The organism is Aquirufa sp. A-Brett2-W8, assembly GCF_054558755.1.
This window is the reverse complement of the sequence record NZ_JBPXKS010000009.1, coordinates 1-15,339: the sequence shown is the minus strand read 5'-3', so window position 1 is coordinate 15,339 and position 15,339 is coordinate 1. Positions and strand designations below refer to the sequence as shown.

13 protein-coding genes are annotated in these 15,339 nt (G+C 42.0%); 8 read left to right on the top strand and 5 right to left on the bottom strand.

The features are described from left to right. The first annotated feature begins 15 nt into the window (after positions 1-15). The gene (locus ACST13_RS09735) at positions 16-1,041 is read left to right on the top strand and encodes an NAD(P)H-dependent glycerol-3-phosphate dehydrogenase (protein ID WP_459523004.1); all 1,026 of its coding nucleotides are present in this window, start codon (positions 16-18) and stop codon (positions 1,039-1,041) included. Here ACST13_RS09735 and ACST13_RS09730 read toward each other — a convergent pair. The 4 genes from ACST13_RS09730 to ACST13_RS09715 all read right to left on the bottom strand — a co-directional run bounded on the left by ACST13_RS09730 (position 1,033) and on the right by ACST13_RS09715 (position 5,645). Beyond that, positions 1,033-1,428, bottom strand: a complete 396-nt coding sequence (locus tag ACST13_RS09730; RefSeq protein ID WP_459523003.1) for an HIT family protein — start codon at positions 1,426-1,428, stop codon at positions 1,033-1,035. The two genes, ACST13_RS09735 and ACST13_RS09730, sit on opposite strands and share 9 nt — an antisense overlap. A 1-nt stretch (position 1,429) precedes the next feature. After that, positions 1,430-3,391, bottom strand: a complete 1,962-nt coding sequence (locus ACST13_RS09725) for a KUP/HAK/KT family potassium transporter (protein WP_459523002.1) — start codon at positions 3,389-3,391, stop codon at positions 1,430-1,432. Positions 3,392-3,588: 197 nt separating this feature from the next. Then, positions 3,589-4,953: a hypothetical protein gene (locus ACST13_RS09720; RefSeq protein ID WP_459523001.1), complete on the bottom strand. Its 1,365-nt coding sequence runs from the start codon at positions 4,951-4,953 to the stop codon at positions 3,589-3,591. Then, a complete protein-coding gene (locus ACST13_RS09715; RefSeq protein ID WP_459523000.1) occupies positions 4,950-5,645 on the bottom strand; it encodes an AlbA family DNA-binding domain-containing protein in 696 nt (231 codons plus the stop codon). The genes ACST13_RS09720 and ACST13_RS09715 overlap by 4 nt, the downstream gene beginning before the upstream one ends. Before the next feature lie 112 nt (positions 5,646-5,757). Between ACST13_RS09715 and ACST13_RS09710 the strand changes: the two genes are divergently transcribed. The 3 genes from ACST13_RS09710 to ACST13_RS09700 are packed head-to-tail and all read left to right on the top strand — an operon-like array spanning position 5,758 to position 8,640. Continuing rightward, entirely contained in the window at positions 5,758-6,450 is a 693-nt protein-coding gene (locus ACST13_RS09710) for a phosphoadenylyl-sulfate reductase (protein WP_459522999.1), read from the top strand. A gap of 3 nt (positions 6,451-6,453) precedes the next feature. Beyond that, the gene (cysD, locus tag ACST13_RS09705; protein WP_459522998.1) at positions 6,454-7,368 is read left to right on the top strand and encodes a sulfate adenylyltransferase subunit CysD; all 915 of its coding nucleotides are present in this window, start codon (positions 6,454-6,456) and stop codon (positions 7,366-7,368) included. 21 nt (positions 7,369-7,389) lie between these two features. After that, complete coding sequence (locus ACST13_RS09700; RefSeq protein ID WP_459522997.1) at positions 7,390-8,640, top strand: sulfate adenylyltransferase subunit 1; 1,251 nt, start codon at positions 7,390-7,392, stop codon at positions 8,638-8,640. Positions 8,641-8,642: 2 nt separating this feature from the next. On the opposite strand, the gene ACST13_RS09695 is transcribed toward ACST13_RS09700, so the two are convergent. Continuing rightward, complete coding sequence (locus tag ACST13_RS09695) at positions 8,643-9,074, bottom strand: sterol desaturase family protein (RefSeq protein ID WP_459522996.1); 432 nt, start codon at positions 9,072-9,074, stop codon at positions 8,643-8,645. A 103-nt stretch (positions 9,075-9,177) separates the two neighbouring features. Between ACST13_RS09695 and ACST13_RS09690 the strand changes: the two genes are divergently transcribed. From ACST13_RS09690 to ACST13_RS09675, 4 genes are read left to right on the top strand one after another with little or no spacing between them, the layout of a single operon-like run. After that, positions 9,178-11,802 (top strand): valine--tRNA ligase, encoded by a 2,625-nt coding sequence (locus tag ACST13_RS09690; protein ID WP_459522995.1) that lies wholly within the window; start codon positions 9,178-9,180, stop codon positions 11,800-11,802. Next, complete coding sequence (locus tag ACST13_RS09685) at positions 11,802-12,812, top strand: gliding motility protein GldB-related protein (RefSeq protein WP_459522994.1); 1,011 nt, start codon at positions 11,802-11,804, stop codon at positions 12,810-12,812. The genes ACST13_RS09690 and ACST13_RS09685 overlap by 1 nt, the downstream gene beginning before the upstream one ends. Before the next feature lies 1 nt (position 12,813). After that, positions 12,814-14,622 (top strand): ABC transporter ATP-binding protein, encoded by a 1,809-nt coding sequence (locus ACST13_RS09680; protein WP_459522993.1) that lies wholly within the window; start codon positions 12,814-12,816, stop codon positions 14,620-14,622. Beyond that, positions 14,623-15,042, top strand: coding sequence for a Fur family transcriptional regulator (locus tag ACST13_RS09675; RefSeq protein ID WP_459522992.1), 420 nt, complete (start codon positions 14,623-14,625; stop codon positions 15,040-15,042). Positions 15,043-15,339 lie beyond the last annotated feature (297 nt).

The window sequence follows — 15,339 nt, the reverse complement described above, 5'->3', positions numbered from 1 at the left end:
GCGTAATTTTACAGAATGAGTGAATTAGCGGAATTAAAGAAAAAGATCCCTACCCAGATAGCGGTCTTAGGCGGAGGTAGCTGGGCCACGGCTTTAGTGAAAATACTTTCTGAAAATAATGTAAAAATCAAATGGTGGATCCGCCGTAAATCAGACGTCGAATTCATTCGTAAATACAATCACAATCCGAGCTATTTAACGGATGTGGCCATTAATCCTCGAAGAGTAAAGACTTACAGCAAGATGGTGGATGCCCTAGCCGGCGTCGAATATATCATTTTAGCGGTTCCTGCGGCTTTCATCCCCAGTACTTTAAAAGACCTTAATAAGAAGCATTTCGAAGGAAAAAAAGTAGTTTCTGCCATCAAGGGCATGATTCCAGAGGAAAATCTCTTGGTGACAGACTGGATGGAGCGTGCGTTTAATTTGCCTTTGGGCCAAACCTGTGTCATCGCTGGCCCCTGCCACGCCGAAGAAGTGGCATTAGAAAAACAATCGTATTTAACGATTGCATCGCCTGATTTGGGTTTAGCGCAATCTTTTGCCAATCTGTTAAATGGCCGTTTTTTACAGGCGCATGCCATTCAGGATCTGTACGGAGTGGAATATTGTGCGGTTATCAAAAATATTGTGGCGATGGCCTGTGGTATTACGCGTGGCTTGGGTTTTGGGGATAACTTCCAGGCCGTGCTTGTGAGCAATGCGATGCAGGAAATCAAGATATTTTTAGACGTGGTCTATCCGGAGAAAAATCGTGATTTAAATAGTTCAGGCTATTTAGGGGATTTATTAGTGACGGCCTATTCGCAGTTTTCAAGGAATAGAACTTTTGGGAATATGATCGGTCGTGGATATTCTGTGAAATCTGCCCAAATCGAAATGAACATGATCGCGGAAGGTTATTATGCGGTGCGTAGTATTTATAGCATCTCGCGCCAGCATAATATTCAACTACCTATCATCGAGGCGGTGTATAATATCGTATACGATAAAGCAAATCCGATGGTGGAGATGAATAAATTAAAGGGTTTCTTAAAGTAAGAAGGAGCGAATTAATTCAGCCGTTTTTGCCAAAGATTCCGCCGACGGCTTCATCTTCTCCTGCAAGAAATTAATATCTAACATCCGGTTCATCGGAACCAAATGCACGTGCGCGTGAGGCACTTCTAAGCCAATAACAGCCACCCCCACCTTTTTACAAGGAATTGCTTTCTTAATCGCTGGCGCAATCGTCTGAGCAAACTTCATTAAGTCCCCAAGCAATTCAGGGTCTAAATCGAAGAGGTAGTCTACCTCCTGTTTCGGTATCACAAGCACGTGACCTTCCACTAAAGGCATTACATCTAAGAAGGCTAAGAAGCGATCGTCTTCCTTGATCAAATGACAAGGAATTTCTTTGTTGACAATTTTGGTAAATATCGTGCTCATATTAATCTATTCGCTTCAAATTACATTTCGTAATCGGCTTAATAATCAAAGGTACTTTCTCTAATTTCACTGCATCGGAATCTAAGCCAAAATACTTATCCTCCGAATGCGTAAACTGCTTCACGAAGAAATATGCCTTCATAACCAATCTGTCTAATAGAGGCAATTCATTATCAAATGACAAGAATTTCTCCAAAACAACGAAACGGAAATCCCCGATTACATTCTGTTCATTCAAAGACTTATATCGGGACGTGATATCCACTTCACCACGAGAAACCATCTCTTCTACCACCTTGCGGAAGTATAAGTTAATGCGCTGCTCAACGCGGAAACCTAATTTAAAATTCACTTTGATGATATCATCTCGTTCGATAACCGTCACCTTATAATCCATAGTATATGGCTCATCCAAGGTATCCACGTGGACGAACCAATAGATGTCCGCACGCTTCGGGCGTCTTTGAAAAATAGAATAAATAATTTTCGATTCAATATCTGTCACACGACCCGCATTCGACATAAAGACTAAGTGCGTCGCATATTTAGGAATGGTTTCGTCTTGACTAAGTTCTTTCAACGGTTCGATATAATCCGATAATTTCTCATACTCGGTTAATTTCTTCTTGATTTTCGTAGCTCTATGCCAAATCCACATGATGAAGATAATTACGCCTGCGATAAACAAGGAAACATACCCTCCATGCCAGAATTTCTGCAAGTTAGCGACTAAGAAGGATCCTTCTAGGGATACATAAACGACAAGGAATAAGACAATCCACCACATGTCTATTTTTCGCATGTGTAAATAATAGGCCATCAAAGAAGTCGTCATTAACATGGTCATGGTGATGGCAAGTCCATAAGCTGCCTCCATGTTCGCTGATTCTTTAAACCATAATACAACTCCCACACAGCCCATCCATAATAAAATATTGATGGAAGGAACGTATAATTGTCCTTTTTGATCTGATGGATAAACTAAACGTACACGAGGCCAGAAGTTCAATCGAATAGCCTCCGAAATCAAGGTAAATGAACCTGAAATTAAGGCCTGCGAAGCAATAACTGCAGCAGCAGTTGCAATCATAATACCGGTGAAAAGAAACTCCCGAGGCAATAATTCAAAAATCGGTTTGCGAACACCCAACAAATCTCCTTGATGGGCTAATAACCAAGCCCCTTGTCCGAAATATTGTAAAACCAATGCAATCTTCACGAAAATCCAGCTCACGCGAATATTCTCTCTCCCGCAGTGACCTAAATCAGAATACAAGGCTTCTGCTCCCGTAGTACATAAAAAGACTGCTCCCAAGGTCCAGAATCCTGCCGTTCCCGATTGATGTGTGGTCAATAATTCCCACGCATATACGGGGGATAAGGCTCTAAAAATGGTCCAATCTTGACCTATCCATATAATACCTGTAAGAGCTAACATAGAAAACCATACCAGCATTATAGGACCAAAAAGCTTACCTACGACCTTTGTTCCGAAGATTTGGAAGACAAATAGCGCCGTTAAAATTACGATAACAATAGGTACCGTATCCGTGACGTAAGGAGTTCCATCTGGATGATGCAACATTTTTAATCCTTCAATCGCAGAAGAAACCGAGATGGGAGGTGTGATAATTCCATCGGCTAATAAGGTCGCACCACCGATAATGGCTGGAAAAGTTAACCATTTCGCATGACGTCTAACTAATGCAAAAAGGGCAAAGATCCCGCCTTCACCCTTATTATCCGCCTGTAAAATTAATATCACATACTTTAACGTAGTCTGTAATGTCAAAGTCCAAAAAATACAAGATAAGGCGCCTAACACGGTTAATGAATTGATGGGATTATCTCCAATAACTGATTGCATTACATACAGGGGAGAGGTTCCAATATCCCCGTATATGATCCCCATTGCCACTAATAAACCGGCGGCAGTGGCTTTACTTTTGTGTTTGTGTTCCATTTTTAATCTCTAGGGAGTAAAAGTCTTATCAAGCGGCTTTGTTTATAATAAATATTAAATGCAATAAATGCTAAAAATTGTACTATTTTTATCTGTTTTCTTGAAATATTCCAAGAAACGGACGCAAATATAATTCAATGTTTTAGATATCAAATAGCTTTGGAAAACTTTTCAAGAAAACGCTGAATGCTTGCGAATTAACGCTCATAATAATACCCAAAAATGATATCCATTTCATCTTCAGAGGTCAAACCAAATCCAATATTTTTAGCGGTATCATTTACATAGGTCGCAACTGATGTTAAACCCTCCCCCGCTTGTAACAGAATGGGCGTATCGTAATTGATTACTTTCGGATGTGCCCAATCCGTATTTTCATAAATAACCTCTCCATCACGCGCGCCACCTTTAATTTTAATTTGGAATAATTTTCCCCTAGCATGGTAATGAGACGTCAGGGAGACTACTGCCACCGGCTTATCAAATTTAAAATCGCGTACAATCGTGGTTGTCTGGTTCGCGGGTAAGTTAAAACTGGTGACATTGAAATCGATCATTTGAACGACCTTCTTTACCTGATCAGCGGGTAACGTATAAAGATTCACATAATTTTCCCCATATAAATTACCGGTCGTCTTATTAAAATAATGGGGATTCAAATCAATGGATGCATTAGCAGGCAGCTGTAAAGCTATCCCTGCAGGAAAAGTATAATCCGAATTAGGATCTGTCCCGCCACCTAAAAAAATATGATTTGACATTTGAATAACTGTTGCAATATTCAGAGAGTTGTCTAAATTTCGTAGATCGCGCACATCATCGAGCGCAGGCAGTGTGGATTTAGACCGAAAGTCATAGAGCACCATGTGGTGGCTATTAGCCCTGGATTTCAATTTTATGCGTGACACATAAATGGGCGCGGAATTACTAAGAGGGCGACGAATAAATAATTCTCGCTCGAAATTAGGCGGAATGACAAAACGATCTACCTTCAGCTGGATGCCTGTTTTCCCTTCCTCTACTGGCGATGCCAAAGGAGCAAAATTCGCATCCTCCACATAACTCGGCGTCGTATCATCGAGCAAACTTGCGTCAGCAACGGATCCTGTCATAGGTGCCCCTGCGTCAATCCACTTTTGAACGAAGGCCAAAACCCCTTTACTGAGCGGCTTACCCCCTAAAGGCATCGGAGTACCATAATTGGCTAGGCCATGATGACTTAAATCCCAATTTAGTTTGTGATAAAATAAGCTTTCTCCGGATGCATATTTCCGAACCCGCAGGACTGAATTCTTGAGTGCAACCGGGTTAACGGAGGCTACTCCCACTAAATTCGCATATGAACTTCCTTTCGTGAGCACTAAGCCATGCTGTGGAAAACTGGCATCCTTATTGGATAAATGACATCCCGAACTAGCACAACTAGGTGTCAATAGTTTATCTTGTAATAGATCAAATGACGATGTCATCGTGATTTGTGGTGCGGGCGTAATGCTTTGATCGTTTGCCTCTTTAGAACAGGCAAGTGGCAAGGCAGCCAACAATAATATCCATTTTTTCATCGCAAGGAATACTGATCTTGATTTTCTCCTGGTTCAATTTTAAGTACCCTACTTAAAACAAGCAGTACTAATTTACGTGAAGCTAACCAAACTGGCAAATTACATAGTAACGCAAATTCGGAAAGGGAAATTTGGTCGTTCGAACGCAAATATTCCATCAACCAGCGCTCCGGATCTCCATAGGCAAAAGACATTCCCTCTTCATTTTCTCTCCGAAGAATTTGCTTCATTTCTTTGCTGGCTTGAATCGTCCGATCTTTAACACGAACATAACAAACAGGATTAGGATCCGTATTTAATTGGACAAAATGGGGCTTATCCACACTTTCAAAAACGTGATAAACTAATACCGAACGTCCGTTTTCTATAGGTATTTGATACACATGGTAGGTAAATGAAGGAAAGCAATAGGAGGAAATTGCTTTTTCTAACAAGAATTGATCTTCGTCCACAAACTTAGAGCCCTCGATTTTTCCTTCGTCCGAAACACCTATAAACAGATGACCTCCGTCCGAATTAGCAAATGCAACCAACTCCTTGACAATTTTTTCAGGAAACTTGACTTTCATCTTAAACTCCAGTCGTTGGCCTTCTCCATGACGCACTAAATGCTTTAGATTTCGTAAATCCAAAAACATTTCTGCATCCTCTCCGGCAGATTGATCCAACAAAATTTCGTCTTGCGCTCGCATAGCTTCTAAACTCTTTTAAATTTAATAAATTTTAATTCAAATGCTTAAAATTTTATTTATTAGTATAGTTATTCAATAGACATTGTGTACCTTTGTAAAAATCCTTTTTTTTATGGTTCCCGAAACCCTCGAAATAGAACTACTTTCTAAAAATCTCTCCGAGCGAATTCAGTTCATTACAAGCTATTTTGCAGGAGAAAAAATCGTTTTTTCCACCTCTTTTGGGCAAGAAGATCAGGCGATTACCCATGCGATCGCTAGTACAAATTCAGCTATTGAAATCTTTACTCTCGACACGGGTCGTCAATTTAAAGAGTCCTATGAGTTGATGGATTTAACCATAAAAAAATATTCGCTTTCTTTAAAAACCTATTTTCCCTCCACTCCGGCGGTGGAGAAGCTTGTTGCGGAGAAAGGTTTCAATTCGTTTTATACCTCTGTGGAGAACCGAAAAGAGTGTTGTTTTGTTCGAAAAATGGAGCCTTTAAATCGAGCACTACAGGGAGCGAAGGTTTGGATCACTGGATTAAGAGCCGAACAATCTGAAAATAGGGCGGATATGCCGATTGTAGAGTGGGATGAAAACCGTCAATTATTTAAGATCAATCCGCTGATTGATTGGTCATTTGAAACTTTAGAAAAATACCTAGTAGAACATAAAATTCCCCAAAACCCTTTGCACAAAAAAGGATTCATTTCGATCGGATGCGCACCATGTACCCGTGCCATCGCTGAAGGCGAACATCCGCGTGCTGGTCGTTGGTGGTGGGAGAATTCACAAAAAGAATGTGGTTTACACGCCTAAGTTATGCAAACAATACAAGACAAAATCGGTCATTTCCCTAGACAACTAGAGGATGAATCCATCTACATCCTGCGGGAAGTGGCGGCGCAATTTGAGCGTCCAGCTTTACTTTTCTCGGGTGGAAAGGATTCAATTACCTTAGTTCGTTTAGCCCAAAAAGCATTTTTTCCAGGTAAAATTCCTTTTCCTTTGGTTCATATCGATACCGGACATAATTTTCCCGAGACGATTGAATTTAGAGATTGGTTAGCGAAGGAAACGGGAGCGGAATTGATTGTTCGGTATGTGCAGGATTCCATCAACCAAGGAAAAGCAACGGAGGAGTCCGGGAAATATGCCTCACGCAATGTGTTACAAACCGTCACCTTATTAGATACCATTGAAGAATTCAAATTTGATGCCTGTATCGGTGGAGCGAGACGTGATGAGGAAAAGGCGAGAGCCAAGGAACGGATTTTTTCTGTGAGGGATGATTTTGGTCAGTGGGATGCAAAGCGCCAAAGACCTGAATTATTCGATATGCTAAATGGCCGCATCGCCGTGGGCGAAAACGTTCGCGTGTTCCCGATTTCGAATTGGACGGAACTGGATGTTTGGAACTACATTAAAGAAGAAAAAATGGACATCCCGAGCATCTATTATTCGCACCAACGCCAGGTGATTGAGCGCGACGGAATGCTTTGGGCTGATTCCGAATACCTTAATAAAGAGGCAGATGAGATTCCATTCGAGGCTACTGTTCGATTTAGAACGGTAGGCGATATGACTTGTACAGCTGCCGTCGCATCCGATGCGATCGATATTGATGTGATCATTGAGGAGATTCTTTCTGCCGAAATTTCGGAACGTGGCGCGCGTATTGACGATAAGCGTTCAGAGGCCGCGATGGAAAAAAGAAAACAACAAGGGTATTTTTAATTCAATCTCAGACAAGAACACATGGATATTTTACGCATAGCTACCGCAGGTTCCGTTGATGATGGAAAAAGTACCTTGATCGGTCGCCTACTTTACGAGACTAATTCGATTACAAAAGATAAAATTGAGGCTTTGGAAACTGCTTCCAAACGCAAAGGATTAGATTTTTTAGATCTTTCATTATTAACGGATGGTTTAATTGCTGAGCGCGAGCAAGGTATTACCATCGACGTGGCACACATTTATTTCTCTACACCCACTCGCAAGTATATTATTGCCGATACACCGGGACACGTAGAATACACGCGCAATATGGTGACGGGGGCTTCGAACGTGAAGGTTTCCCTCATCTTAGTGGATGCGCGCCAAGGTGTGGTGGAACAAACTGCCCGTCACTTATCGATCGCCGCGATGCTGCGAATTCCGAAGGTCATTATTTGTGTCAACAAGATGGACTTGGTTCAATACCAGGAGTCGACCTTTAATTCGATCAAAGATAGTTTGGCGGAATTAGTCGCACAGACTACGTTCGAAGGACAAGAAATCAGTTTCCTACCGATCTCCTCTTTATATGGCCAAAACATCACGCAAAAAGCCAGCGAAATGCCTTGGTTTAGCGGAAATACGTTATTAGGCGAGTTAGAAGCCTTCGAATATGCTTCTACCCTAGCACACGCACCCGCTCGTTTTCCGGTTCAATTTGTCGTTAGGCCGATGACCGAAGCTTACCATGATTACCGGGGTTATGCCGGAAAAATTAGTTCGGGTACTTTCCAAGTGGGCGATGCGATTCGCGTCTTGCCTACAGGTCAAGAAAGTACGATTGCCACGATTGAGAAATTTGAAAGCAAATTGTCGCAGGCCATCGCAGGGGATTCGATAACCATTACCTTGACAACAGATATTGATATTTCACGTGGAAATACGCTTGTATTAGCTTCGGAAGATCAGCCACCGCAGCTTAAAGATTTTTCTGCACAGATTTGCTGGTTAGATCACGCGGCCTTGAGCCCGGGAAAAACCTATTTATTGCAGCATGGCATCAATATAACAAAGGCCAAAATCTCACAAATCACCGAGCGCCTGGATGTCGCGACACAGAGCGCCACTGAAGGGGTCTCGAATTTGCAACTCAATGAAATCGGAACGATTGCCTTGCGCACGGCGCAACCGATTAGTGCAGATAAATATGCTGCTAATCCGTCCAACGGCGCCTTTATCCTCATCGATGAATTTACTAATTCAACGGTGGGTGTAGGATTCGTAAAATAAAATTATTGGTATTTTTTAGGAGCGTAGAGGAAGCCAAAAGCCTCTGCGCCTTTTTTTGTGTGCACTTCGTGGTGCACATAATGCGCTTTCATGATGCGCTTCATATAGGCTGAACCTGCCTTGTACTTGATTTTGATGCGGCGATGCACGATGATATCGTGAAAGATAAAATAGAATATACCATAGGTCGCGATGCCTAAACCGATGTAAAACAAGGGCCAATATTCCGGAATCTCCGCACCTATAATAATCGTCAAAGTAGAAGAAACGCCAAAAACGACGGAAAAAAGATCATTTTTCTCTAACGCATTCTTGTGGTGAACGTGGTGCGACTCATGCCAATTCCACATAATTCCGTGCATAATATATTTATGCGTAAACCAAGCCACTCCTTCCATTCCCAGAAAAGTTCCTAACCAAAGTAAAATTCCCATAATTGCTATTTAAACTTCGAACCAAAATTACGGTGAATTGTTTTAAAATTCCACCCTCACCTTTGGCCTAAATCAATTATCTTTGTAGGCTTAGATTACACATATGATAGATAAGAATTACGCTCCGCAGGAAATTGAACAAAAATGGTATGCCTACTGGTTAGAAAACAAGCTTTTCGCTTCGAAACCTAATCCAGAAAAAGAGGCTTACACCATCGTTATTCCTCCTCCTAACGTCACTGGAGTGCTACATATGGGCCATATGCTGAATAATACGATTCAAGATGTCTTGATTCGTAAAGCGCGTATGGAAGGTAAAGAAGCGTGTTGGGTACCGGGAACTGACCATGCCTCTATTGCGACTGAAGCGAAAGTGGTGGCGATGCTGAAAGAAAAAGGCATCTCTAAAGCCGATATTACTCGCGAGGAATTCCTAAAATATGCCTTCGAATGGAAGGACAAATACGGCGGAATTATCCTCGATCAATTGAAAAAAATAGGTGCCTCTTGTGATTGGGATCGTACCCGATTCACGATGGAACCCTCTCTATATCAAGCTGTAATCGATACGTTTGTTCGTTTATATAACAAAGGTTTAATCTACCGCGGCGTGCGGATGGTGAACTGGGATCCGCAAGGAAAAACAGCGGTATCAGATGAAGAAGTAATTCATAAAGATGTTCAGGCTAAATTATACCACATCCAATATCCCCTCGTGGATGGCAGTGGATCGGTTACGATTGCAACAACACGTCCTGAAACCATCATGGCGGATGCGGCCATCTGCGTGAATCCTGCGGATGAACGCTATGTTCATTTACATGGAAAGAAAGTGCGCATACCCTTAATCGATCGTGAAATCAGCATTATTGCGGACGAATACGTGACATTGGATTTTGGAACGGGTTGCCTAAAGGTGACACCTGCCCACGATTTGAATGACTACGAATTAGGCTTAAAACATAAATTACCCGTTATCGACATCTTAAGTGATGATGGCACCTTGAATGAGAAAGCCATTTTATTCGTGGGGGTGGATCGTTTCGAAGCGCGCAAACGCATTGTGAAGCAATTAACGGAGGAAGGGTATTTAAGCAAAACGGACGAATACAAATCGACCGTGGGAACCTCAGAGAGAACGGGTGCGGTCATCGAGCCAAAGCTGTCCTTGCAGTGGTTCATGAAAATGGAGGAAATGGCGAAGCCGGCTTTGGATAACGTCATGAATGACAACATACAACTACACCCGGCGAAATTCAAAAATACCTACCGTTCTTGGATGGAAAATGTGCGCGATTGGTGTATTTCCCGTCAATTGTGGTGGGGCCAACAAATTCCTGCTTTCTACTTAGAAGACGGAACGTTGATCGTAGCAAAAGATAAAAAAGAGGCCTTGCGCATCGCTCGAGATAAATACCAATTATATGCTTTAGTGGAAGATGATTTGACGCAAGATCCGGATGTATTAGACACCTGGTTCTCGTCTTGGTTGTGGCCCATTTCGGTTTTTGATGGTATCAAAAATCCTGATAACGAGGAAATTAAGTATTATTATCCAACCAATGACCTCGTAACGGGTCCAGATATTTTGTTCTTCTGGGTTGCGCGTATGATTATGGCGGGTTACGAATGGAGAGGTGAATTGCCCTTTAAAAATGTGTATTTAACCGGAATTGTGCGCGATAAACAGGGACGTAAGATGTCCAAATCATTAGGCAACTCGCCTGATCCTGTGGAACTGATTGAACGCTTTGGCGCTGATGGGGTTCGTTCTGGGTTATTATTCTCAGCACCTGCAGGCAATGATTTATTATTCGATGATAAATTATGCGAACAAGGACGTAACTTCTCGAATAAGATTTGGAATGCCTTCCGTCTATTGCGAGGCCTAGAAGTTGTTCCTGGTACCTCTTTACCTGAACACGTATTAGCTACTGCTTGGTTTGAGTCTAAGTTAAACCAAACCATTATCGATGTTCAAGACCATTTCAGCAAATTCCGAATTTCCGATGCCTTATTAAGCATTTATGAATTAGTTTGGGATGATTTCTGTGGCAAATATTTAGAGATCATTAAGCCGGCTTACCAAAGTCCAATACAGGCAGACACCTTGCAAGCCGCTTTAGGTTTATTTGATTCATTGATGCGCTTAATGCATCCGTATATGCCGTTTATAACGGAGGAAATATGGCAAGCGATCGATACGCGCGCTGAGAAGGAGTCCATCTGCAAGGCGGAATTCCCTAGGGCTGGTGTCGTGAACGCTGCATTAATCGCTCAATTCGATGTAGTTTTCGAGGTGGTGACGAAGATTCGGGAGATTCGCAATTCGAAGCAATTATCGCCTAAATTGGCTTTGGCCCTATGTATAAAAGCAGACAATAAGGCGGCTTATGCGCATGTAGAGGCTATAATGGTGAAGCTAGCGAATTTAGAATCCATCACTTTTGTAGCGGATGCCGTAGCCGATGCACAAACATTCGTGGTGAAAGCAGATCAATTCTTTGTTCCCTTAGCGAATGATGAAGATCCAGCTGTCGTGAAAGCAGAATCTGAGAAAGAATTGGTTTACCTGTTAGGTTTCAAAAAATCAGTCGAATCGAAATTAGCGAACGAGAAATTCGTCGCGAATGCGAAAGCAGATTTAGTGGAGCGTGAAAGACAGAAATTAGCGGATACAGAGACGAAGATTCAGTCTTTACAAGAATTATTAGCTCGTTTAGGATAATGAAAATTCTTTACGCACTAGGTATTGGATTTCTACTGTGGTCTTGTTCCTCTTCCACTGAAAAAGCAGCACCTACTATTGATTGGGATTTTGTTCGAGTGGAACGCTCCATAGCAGCAGTAAAAACCGATGCAGAGGTGAGTGCTTTACTGAATAAATACCCAGAAATCAAGGTAGGATACTTCAGTGCTACATCAAAAAATAGCCCATATTTAGCGCAAGATTTATTTCGATTGTATGCGAACCCTGCGCTGCGTAAATTCTATGATCAAAGTCAAGAGGCTGCTTTTTTCGGAGGTGATGCGCTAGAAAAAGAATTGAAAGAGGCCTTTACAAAGATTCAACAAGAATTTCCAGGGGTGAAAACGCCTAAGATTAGAACCATTTTTTCCGGTTTTGGCGGAATAGGTGGAGGTGAATTTACGGCACAGAATTTAGTGGTTTCTGATTCCCTCATTATCGTAGGACTTGACTTTTTTATGGGTTCTCGCGGACTTTACAAGGCGCCTAATGTGTACGAATACCAGCTGCGCAAACTAGAACCGAAAGCATTAGTGGCTCAAATTATCCTACAATATTCCGCTTATCTCATCAAACAAACAGATAATGATGTCAGTTTATTAAGTGACATGATTTGGTATGGAAAGGGCTATGTATTCACGAAAACGATTTTACCCTCCGTTCCGGATAGTCTGCTTTTCGGCTATACACAGCAAGAAATAGCCGAAACGAATGCCTTCCAAAGGGAGGTTTGGGAACATTTTATCGACAATAAATTGTTATTCAGTGGCGATAAAATTCTCAAGGCTAAATACTTAGATGAACGTCCAAAAACAACTGAAATAGGTCCGGCTTGCCCTGGCGGCATCGGCCGTTGGTTAGGCTGGAGAATAGTAGATACCTATTGGAAACAAAAGCCCAAAATTAGTTTGGCAAAAATAGTGACCGACCCGGAAGCAAATCGAATCTTTTTAGATTCAGGCTACCGCGGCGAAGCAGAAGAAAAATAAGATGGCAAAAAAGCAACATGGTGATATAGGCGGGGGAATAGATCCAAAAGATGCCGTTAAAGTAAGCAAACAAGGCTTATCCAAGGCCTTCAAAATTTTCCAATTCGTTATTCCCTATAAATGGACTTTCATCATAGGGATGATGTTCCTATTACTTTCGAATTTAACGACGTTAAGCTTTCCCCTTTTAATTGGTGAAATGACTAAGGTCATCGAAGGAAAATCTAACTACAAAATCAACGAAGTAACCATTTTCTTCTTCGCTATTTTGATCGTTCAGTCCATCCTGTCTTTTTTCCGCATCTATACTTTCGCACAGGTATCGGAAAAAGCCATGCGAGATGTTCGCCAAACGCTTTATGCTAAAATCATTACCCTACCCATTTTCCATTTCGAAAAAAGACGTGTAGGGGAATTAATGAGCCGCATTACCTCGGATATTACGCAATTACAAGATGTATTGTCTATCACTTTGGCTGAATTTTTCCGTCAAGTATTTACTCTCGTAGGAGGTGTCGCCTTGATCACCTATATTTCTTGGAAGCTCACCTTATTTATGCTGGCAACCTTCCCCGTTCTCGTGATTTCAGCCATCGTATTCGGTAAATTTATTCGGAAGATTTCCAAAAAAGCCCAGGATGAACTCGCTAATACAAACATTATTGTAGAAGAAACCTTGACATCCATTCAAGCCGTCAAAGCATTTACGAACGAAAAATACGAAGTCGACCGCTACACTTCATCCCTCAATAAAGTTTTAGGTGAAGCCTTGAAAGCAGCAACACTACGCGGTGGATTTGTCAGCTTCATCATTTTTGCCTTGTTTGGCGGCATTGTGGGCGTGGTTTGGTATGGTGCATCCCTAGTCGCTCAAGGTGAATTAATTCTAGCAGACTTATTGACCTTCATCTTTTACACGGCCTTCATCGGAGGATCCGTGGGAGGATTAGGCGATATTTATGCACAGTTACAAAAGACAATTGGCGCTTCAGATCGAATTCTAGAAATCTTAGAAGATCCATCGGAGATTGATTTAACACGTGATTCCACTGCTTCTGCGGTCACATTTGGACAAATAAAGGTACAAGACCTCGAGTTCTCTTACCCATCTCGCCCCTCCGTTAAGATCATCAAAGGGATCAACTTTACTATCGAACCAGGTCACAAGGTTGCCATCGTAGGAACGTCTGGAACGGGAAAATCAACATTAGCGCAATTATTTATGCGTTTCTACGAGCCGTCAGCCGGCACTATCTCATTAGGCGAACGTCCCATCACAGCCATTGATATCACCGAATGGCGTAAAATGGTAGCCCTGGTACCTCAGGAAGTGCTACTTTTCGGAGGAACCATCCGCGGAAATATTGCCTATGGAAAACCAGGGGCAACGCAAGAAGAAATTGAATCTGCCGCTGAACTAGCTTACGCAAAAGAATTTATCGAATCATTTCCAGAAAAATGGGATACGCTCGTAGGCGAAAGAGGCGTAAAATTATCAGGTGGCCAAAGACAACGCATCGCCATCGCCCGCGCCATCTTGAAAAATCCCAAATTCTTACTTTTAGACGAAGCAACTAGCGCCCTAGATTCAGAATCTGAAAAATGGGTTCAATCCGCTCTCGAAGAGTTAATGAAAAACCGAACTAGCTTAATAATCGCTCACCGATTATCAACTATTCGTTCAGCCGATTTAATCCTTGTCATGGAAGAAGGCAAAATAGTTGAATCTGGCTCACATGAGGAATTAATGAAAAAGAAATCAGGTATTTACCAAAATATGGTCAAATTGCAAACTGAACATTTAGGCTAAATGAGTTCATCCTATTCACTTTCCGACTTCGATTTAAGACCAACACCATGTAGGTTAGACGTATTGTCTACCTTTCAAGGCTTTGATTATGCCTTAAGTCAAGGTGACATAGAACAAAAACTAAGTGATAAATACGACCGCGTAACCATTTACCGAACCTTAAAAACCTTTTTAACACAAGGTCTACTCCACAAAGTACTAGATGATAATGGTGGAGTAAAGTATGCCTTATGCAAAGAACTTTGCCATCAAGGTGATCATCAACACCAACACGACCATGTGCATTTCAAGTGCAATCAATGTGGTCAAACCACCTGTTTAGAAACAGTTCATATCCCCAGCATCGTCCTTCCCGCTGGCTTTAGCAAACAAGAGAGCAATTTATTGATTCAAGGGACTTGCTCAATGTGTAGAGTATAGATAATAGAGTAGGGAGAGGAGATAAGTCCGAAGGGAGGGAGTCCGGAGGGAATGAGTCCGGAGGGAATGAGTCCGGAGGGAATTAGTCCGGAGGGAGTCCGGAGGGAGGGAGTCCGGAGGAAATTAGTCCGGAGGGAATTAGTCCGGAGGGAATGAGTCCGAAGGGAATGAGTCCGAAGTCGATAGGCAAAGTTCAAAGAGCAAAGTTTAAAGAGCAAAGTTTAAAGAGCGCGGGCAAATATTTCAAGAATGAATAATAAACGAGGCGGAAGCCTCTTTTTTATGCCGTATCTCTAC

What these genes read in the sequence shown, in the direction of transcription:
- ACST13_RS09690 (WP_459522995.1), top strand. Translation starts at nt 9,178, where the DNA reads ATGATAGATAAGAATTACGCTCCGCAGGAAATTGAACAAAAATGGTAT.
- ACST13_RS09680 (WP_459522993.1), top strand. Translation starts at nt 12,814, where the DNA reads ATGGCAAAAAAGCAACATGGTGATATAGGCGGGGGAATAGATCCAAAA.
- ACST13_RS09725 (WP_459523002.1), bottom strand. Translation starts at nt 3,391, where the DNA reads ATGGAACACAAACACAAAAGTAAAGCCACTGCCGCCGGTTTATTAGTG.
- ACST13_RS09735 (WP_459523004.1), top strand. Translation starts at nt 16, where the DNA reads ATGAGTGAATTAGCGGAATTAAAGAAAAAGATCCCTACCCAGATAGCG.
- ACST13_RS09730 (WP_459523003.1), bottom strand. Translation starts at nt 1,428, where the DNA reads ATGAGCACGATATTTACCAAAATTGTCAACAAAGAAATTCCTTGTCAT.
- ACST13_RS09700 (WP_459522997.1), top strand. Translation starts at nt 7,390, where the DNA reads ATGGATATTTTACGCATAGCTACCGCAGGTTCCGTTGATGATGGAAAA.
- ACST13_RS09695 (WP_459522996.1), bottom strand. Translation starts at nt 9,074, where the DNA reads ATGGGAATTTTACTTTGGTTAGGAACTTTTCTGGGAATGGAAGGAGTG.
- cysD (WP_459522998.1), top strand. Translation starts at nt 6,454, where the DNA reads ATGCAAACAATACAAGACAAAATCGGTCATTTCCCTAGACAACTAGAG.
- ACST13_RS09675 (WP_459522992.1), top strand. Translation starts at nt 14,623, where the DNA reads ATGAGTTCATCCTATTCACTTTCCGACTTCGATTTAAGACCAACACCA.
- ACST13_RS09710 (WP_459522999.1), top strand. Translation starts at nt 5,758, where the DNA reads ATGGTTCCCGAAACCCTCGAAATAGAACTACTTTCTAAAAATCTCTCC.
- ACST13_RS09685 (WP_459522994.1), top strand. Translation starts at nt 11,802, where the DNA reads ATGAAAATTCTTTACGCACTAGGTATTGGATTTCTACTGTGGTCTTGT.
- ACST13_RS09720 (WP_459523001.1), bottom strand. Translation starts at nt 4,953, where the DNA reads ATGAAAAAATGGATATTATTGTTGGCTGCCTTGCCACTTGCCTGTTCT.
- ACST13_RS09715 (WP_459523000.1), bottom strand. Translation starts at nt 5,645, where the DNA reads ATGCGAGCGCAAGACGAAATTTTGTTGGATCAATCTGCCGGAGAGGAT.